Source organism: Microbacterium sp. (assembly GCF_029263575.1).
Lineage (GTDB): Bacteria > Actinomycetota > Actinomycetes > Actinomycetales > Microbacteriaceae > Microbacterium.
Map to the genome: position 1 here is coordinate 1 of NZ_JAJUFV010000156.1, position 6,573 is coordinate 6,573.

A 6,573-nucleotide genomic window follows, 5' to 3' on the forward strand; every position below is an offset into this window, starting at 1 on the left:
ACGCCGACCCGGTCGCGCTCGTTCTCGAGGCGAACCGGATCGGCGGTCGCCACGGCCTTGGCATGAGCGACCAGATCGAGAACCGCATCATCGAGGCGAAGTCGCGCGGCATCTACGAGGCTCCTGCCATGGCGCTGCTCTTCATCGCATACGAGCGCCTCGTGAACGGCATCCTCAACGAGGACACCCTCGCGACGTACCACGAGCAGGGTCGGCGCCTCGGACGTCTGATGTACGAGGGCCGCTGGCTCGAGCCGCAGTCGCTCATGCTTCGCGAGTCGATCCAGCGCTGGGTCGGCTCGACGATCACGGGCACCGTCACGCTGCGTCTGCGTCGCGGTGACGACTGGACGATCCTCGACGCCACCAGCCCGAACCTGTCGTACGGTCCCGAGAAACTGTCGATGGAACGCGTCGGAGATGCAGCCTTCGGCCCCGTCGACCGCATCGGTCAGCTCACCATGCGCAACCTCGACATCGCCGACTCCCGCTCGCGCCTGGAACAGTATGCGGGTCTCGGCCTGGTCGGCGGAGCGACGGGCGAGCTCGTCGGACGCGTCACGGCTGGCGAAGCATCAGAGATCACCGGTTCTGTCGAGGACACCGACGAGAAGCTGTCGGATGCCGTGGACACGGCATCCGAAGGCGCGGCGTTCGACTCGGGCACCGACTGACACACTCATTTTCGGAGGGGCGGATGCTGCGGCATCCGCCCCTCCGTCGTTTTGGGAGCGCGGCTCGTCGTCCCGATCTGCCGAGCGTCCACACGTTATCTTGCACATCACTGTGCAAGATCGTAAACTGGGGGCGTGACAGACACCCGTGCCCCTCGCCGCGATGCACAGGCCAATCGCGAGAGCATCCTGGCCGCTGCCCGCACAGCATTGGCACAGGACCCCAACGCCTCGACCGATCTGATCGCACGCACCGCCGGCCTCTCCCGCCGCGCCCTGTACGGACACTTCGACGATCGATCGGCGCTGATCAGCGAACTCATCCGCACCGGCGCACAGCGCTTCAATGCGATCGCCGAGCAGCCGCTCGACGACGACGCGCGCATCGCTCTCGCCCAGCTCGCCTCACGGCTCTGGCACGAGGTCGCCCACATCCAGACCGTGACGGCCATCGCACTCGACGACGCGCACGTGACCGACACCGCCGCCGCGCTGGCGCCCCTGCGTCAGGTCGTGTCGAACATCGTCAGCCGCGGCCGCCGGGCGCATGCACTGCGCACCGACGTCCCCGGCGACGTGCTCGCCCACCTCATCGAAGAGACGGCCCGCATGGTCGTGCGTGTCGACACCGCGGGTTCGGATGCCGCGGCCACGGCCGTGCGCGCCGTACTGAACATCGCCGGTCTCTCCTGGCGCGAGGCCGACGCACTGCTCACCGCCCATCCCGAGATCGTCGCTGCTGCCGAGAACCGCCCGGAGGAGGTCTGATGCACAACGCCTGGAGCGTCTTCAGGCGCGACGTCGGCCGACTCGCGCGGGTGAGCAAGGCGTGGATCATCATCATCGGCGTGATCGTCACACCCTCCCTCTACGCCTGGTTCAACATCGTCGCCTTCTGGGATCCGTACTCGAACACGCAGCACGTCAGCGTCGCGATCGTCAATCAGGATCAAGGAGCCACTTCCGATCTGACTGGAGACATCGACGTGGGCGGTGAACTCGTCAGCGAGCTCGAGAAGAATGACCAGCTCGGGTGGGAGTTCGTCGATGAAGAAGAGGCGATGGACGCCGTCAGGAGCGGGCGCAGTTACGCGGCGATCATCATTCCCGAGGACTTCAGCCGCGACTTCATCAGCATCACCAGCGGCGAGTTCACCCGTCCCGTCCTGCAGTACTTCGTCAACGAGAAGGCGAACGCGATCGCCCCGAAGATCACCGATGTAGGCGCCTCGACGCTCGACACTCAGATCAACAGCACCTTCGTATCGGTGGTCGCAGAGACCGTCACCGATCAGTTGAAGGATGCCGGCGAGGATGCTGAGGGCCGGCTCACCGATGCGCGCGACACCACCGTCACCGCCCTCGACGACGCAGCCGGCAAAGTCGCCACCGCACGAACGCGCATCACCGAGCTGCAGACCGGACTGGCCGACGCCCGGACGGGGCTCGACAGCGCCGTGTCGACGCTGGGCGATGTCGACACCACGCTCGGCGAGGTGCAGAGCGCCGTCGCGCAGGCCCAGACCATCGCTGCCGAGGCGCAGCAAGAGTTGTTGACGTTCACCGACAAAGTCACATCTGCGTACGTCACCGGCGCGACCCTTCTCGCCGACGCATCATCCAAGATGAATGCGTCGATCGCGACGCTGTCGACGAGCCTGCAACAGGCGAACGTCGCAGTGGGTACGGCGATCGACGACCTCTCCGCCGTGATCGAGGCGAACGGCAAGGTTCTGGACCAGTTGCAGACCATACTCGACGGCACCGATGCCGGATCGGAGGCAGAACAGCGTCTCAGCGAGGCCATCGACGCGCTGAAGGAACGCAACACCGCTGACCAGGAGGTGCTCGACCAACTGACGCAGTTGAACACGGACGTCTCGAACACGATCGAGTCCGTCAAGGCGTCTGCAGACACGTTCAACTCCGCTGTCAGCAGCGCCTCGACATCGGCGGGTGGCATCCGGGATGCGCTTCTGCAGAGCGTCCCCGCACTCAACAGCGCGATGTCGGCACTGTCTTCTAGCGCCGACGCGTTCTCGTCCGCGCTCGGTGCGCAGCGAACCCAGGTGACACAAGCTCAGAGCCTGTTGGCAGGCCTGAAGACTCAGCTCGTTGATACCTCGACCGCCCTCACTGCGCTGGACGACACCCTCGCCGGCGCAGAGTCCGGCCTGGGCGGCGTACGCACCGACGTCTTGGCCCTCAGCGCTGCAGACGTGTGGGACCGTCTCGCGACGATCAGTGGATTGGATGCGGACCAGATCGCCCAGTTCATGGCCTCCCCCGTCGAAGTCGACCAGAACGTCCTGTTCCCCACCGAGGCGTACGGCTCGGCGATGGCGGCCCTGTTCACCAACCTGTCGCTGTGGATCGGTGCGTTCGTGCTGATGGTCATCATGCGGCTCGAAGTCGACACAGAGGGAGTGGAAGGCGTGTCCGTGCGTCAGGCGTACCTGGGGCGCTGGATGCTTCTGGCATCGATCGCCGTGTTCCAAGCCGTGCTCGTCTCCGTGGGCAACCTGGTCATCGGCGTTCAGACCGCGAACCCGTTCGCGTTCGTCGGGACCAGCGTGCTCATCGGCCTGGCCTACCTCAGCATCATCTACGCCCTCTCGGTCTGTTTCGGCATCGTCGGCAAGGGTCTGTGCATCCTGCTGGTGATCTTCCAGATCCCCGGGGCATCCGGACTGTACCCGATCGAGATGATGCCGGACTTCTTCCGGGGGCTTTACCCTTTCCTGCCGTTCACCTATGGCATCGACGCACTGCGTGAGACCATCAGCGGCTTCTACGACGGCCACTACTGGCAGTTCATGGGGGCGCTCGCGATCTTCGTCGTGCTCGCGTTCGTGCTGGGGCTGTTCCTGCGCCGTCGACTGGGGAACTTCGCGCTGCTGTTCAACCGCCGTCTCGCCGACAGCCAGCTGATGGTGAGCGAGGACGTGCAGATCACCGGCCGTCGCCGCACACCGGAGATCATTCATGCGCTGACGGACGGCGACGGATACCGCGCAGAAGTCGCGCAGCGCGCGCGGCGGTTCACCGATCGGTATCCGACGCTGTTGCGGCTCACTCTGATCGTGGGCGTCGCGGTCATGGCCGTTCTCGCCGTCTCCGCCTGGCTCGTCCCTGATGCGAAGGCGACGATGCTCGCCCTGTGGGCGCTCTGGTGCCTGATCCTCATCGCCTTCCTCGTGGCGCTGGAGTACATCAAGCAAAGCATCGAGCAGGCCGCAGAGGTGGGCAAGATGCCGGAAGAAGACCTGCGCCAGGCGCTGGCCATCGAGAACGCCGGCGATCCGCGCCTGATCCCGGTGTCCATCCCCGGTATCGCGACCGAGCCCGCGCCTGCGCGCACTGCTCTGCTCGAGCGAGCCGACGGCGTCGAGAATGCGGAGGAATCGGAAGACGACACCGCTGATCTCGAGGATCTGTTCGCGATCGATGCCGACGTCGATCAGACTGCCGACACGACCGACACCGACGTGCTCGCCACCGGACAGGTCACGGAACGGGCGGAGTCGGACGCCGCGTCGCTCGACGACACCGCCGATGACGAGCCGGACGACGACGCCGACGGCACCCAGGAACAGCAGGAGCGCGAATGAAGAACATCCTGCATGTGTTCCGGCACGACCTGCGCCGGGCGACGAGTAACGTCATGGCCGTCATCGTGCTGTTCGGTCTGGTCGTGATCCCGTCCCTGTTCACCTGGTTCAACGTCATCGCGAGCTGGAATCCGTTCGAGAACACCAAGAACCTCACCGTCGCCGTCGCCAACACCGATGAGGGGTATCAGAGCGACCTCGTTCCGATCCGCCTCAACGTCGGCGAGCAGGTGCTCTCGGCGCTGCGTGCGAACAACGATCTGAACTGGGTGATCACCTCGGAGGACGAGGCGATCGACGGCACGAAGTCCGGCGAGTACTACGCCGCCATCGTGCTGCCTCCGACCTTCAGCGCCGACATGATGACCTTCTACTCGAACGGTTCCGAGCACACCAAGATCGAGTACTACACGAACGAGAAGAAGAACGCCCTCGCCCCGAAGATCACCGAGCAGGGCGCAGGGGAGGTATCCACAAGCATCAACGAGGTGTTCACGGAGAAGCTCAGCGAGGTCGCTCTGAACATCATCACGTCGCTGTCCGGGTATCTCGACGACGCAGACACCCAGGCCACGCTGTCCCGTCTGCAGGCACGTGTCAGCGGAGTCGCCGCGCAGTTGCGCGCCGCATCGACGACAGCGGACATGTTCACCTCGCTGATCGCTTCGAGCCGACCACTGGTCGACAGCGCATCCGGGCTGGTGTCGACATCCGGCGATGCCCTGCAGGATGCCACTGGCGCACTGGGCACCGGAAAGGACGCCGCCCAGTCACTGAAGGACGTCCTCACGTCGACGACCGTGGCGCTCGGCGACGCGCGGTCCGGCACGGCTGACAGCTATCAGGCTGTCGCCGACTCTGTCGACGACGTGTTCTCATCGATGAATGCGCAGTCCGCGAGTTCCGCGGATGCGCTCGGTGCCGCAGCGACGCGCGTGCAGACCCAGATCGACCAGCATCAGCAGCTGCGTGACACCCTGGTGAACGATGTCCGCCCGCTCCTCCCCGAATCGGCAGTCGACTCGTTCGATCGGGCCGTGTCCCGCATCGACGCGTCGATCGCGCGACAGCAGGATCTACACGATCGCCTCGATCACGCAGCAACGCACATCACCGACACCGATGCCGACGTTCAAGCCATGCACGCGGAGATCACCGGGCTGATTGCGAACGCGAAAGCTTCCGTGGACGACGCTCAGAGCGCCTACACCGGCAGCCTGCAGCCGAAGCTCGATGCTCTCGCGGAGACGCTGTCCGTCATCGGCGGCGACGTCGATTCGATCGGCAGCGATCTCTCTTCCGTCGCGGAGTCGCTCTCCGGATCCGATTCGCTGACCACGGCACTCGAGCACGCAGAATCATTGACGACCGACATCTCGAGCACCCTCACCGAGACGGCAGATCGATTCGATGCTCTCGCCAACGCTCTGACCAAGGCCATGGATACGGGCGACCTCAGTGAGCTCACCGAGGTGATCGGCGCGGACCCACAGGCGCTGGCCACCCATCTTGCCGAGCCCGTGTCCCTGAAACGAGTGCCGGTCTACTCGGTCGTCAGTTTCGGCGCAGCGATGACGCCGTTGTACACCGTGCTCGCCCTCTGGGTGGGAGCGCTCCTGATCTCGGTGTCGATTCGCGTCGATCCGCCGCAGGGCGCTGCCTCCGATCTCCCTGTCCTCACGCCGACGCAGACGTACCTCGGCAGGTTCGGCATCTTCGCGCTCGTCGGTTTCCTGCAGAGCTCGCTGGTGTGTCTGGGCAGCGTGCTGTTCACGCAGGTGCAGCCGGAGCATCCGTTCCTGCTCATCCTCACCGGCTGGGTGATGTCGCTCGTGTTCACGCTGATCGTCTACACGTTCGTCGTGACCTTCGGGAACGCCGGCAAGGCGTTGGCCGTGTTGATGCTCGTCGTGCAGATCTCCACCTCCGGTGGTGCGTACCCGCTGCAGGTGCTTCCGCAATGGTTCCAGAACATCAGTCCGTTCCTGCCTGCCACACATGCGGTGAACGCGATGCGCTCCGCCATCGCCGGCATCTATCAGAACGACTTCTGGGTGTCGCTGGGGTTGCTCGCCGCGTTCGCACTGCCCGCCCTGCTGCTCGGCCTGGTGCTGCGACTCCCGCTCATCGGCTTCAATCAGAAGCTCCTGCGCGCCCTGGCGTCCACGAAGCTCATGTGACGTGCAGATCGTGATCGATGTGGTCGTGCCCGCAGACCCGGTTCCACCCTCGCAGTCTTCCTGCACAGGACGCCACCGCCCGGAACTGGTGCCGAATCGCGACATCCC

3 protein-coding genes and 1 pseudogene are annotated in these 6,573 nt (G+C 65.0%); all 4 read left to right on the forward strand.

Annotation, left to right across the window (positions count from 1 at the left end):
* Positions 1–674 (forward strand): annotated as a pseudogene (locus tag Q1J95_RS13180) (argininosuccinate synthase domain-containing protein); the annotation flags it as partial.
* A 135-nt stretch (positions 675–809) separates the two neighbouring features.
* Positions 810–1,442 (forward strand): TetR/AcrR family transcriptional regulator, encoded by a 633-nt coding sequence (locus Q1J95_RS13185; RefSeq protein WP_300268282.1) that lies wholly within the window; start codon positions 810–812, stop codon positions 1,440–1,442.
* Complete coding sequence (locus tag Q1J95_RS13190) at positions 1,442–4,285, forward strand: YhgE/Pip domain-containing protein (protein WP_300268283.1); 2,844 nt, start codon at positions 1,442–1,444, stop codon at positions 4,283–4,285. Before Q1J95_RS13185 ends, Q1J95_RS13190 begins: the two co-directional genes overlap by 1 nt.
* Positions 4,282–6,465: a YhgE/Pip domain-containing protein gene (locus Q1J95_RS13195; protein WP_300268285.1), complete on the forward strand. Its 2,184-nt coding sequence runs from the start codon at positions 4,282–4,284 to the stop codon at positions 6,463–6,465. The genes Q1J95_RS13190 and Q1J95_RS13195 overlap by 4 nt, the downstream gene beginning before the upstream one ends.
* Positions 6,466–6,573: the final 108 nt, after the last annotated feature.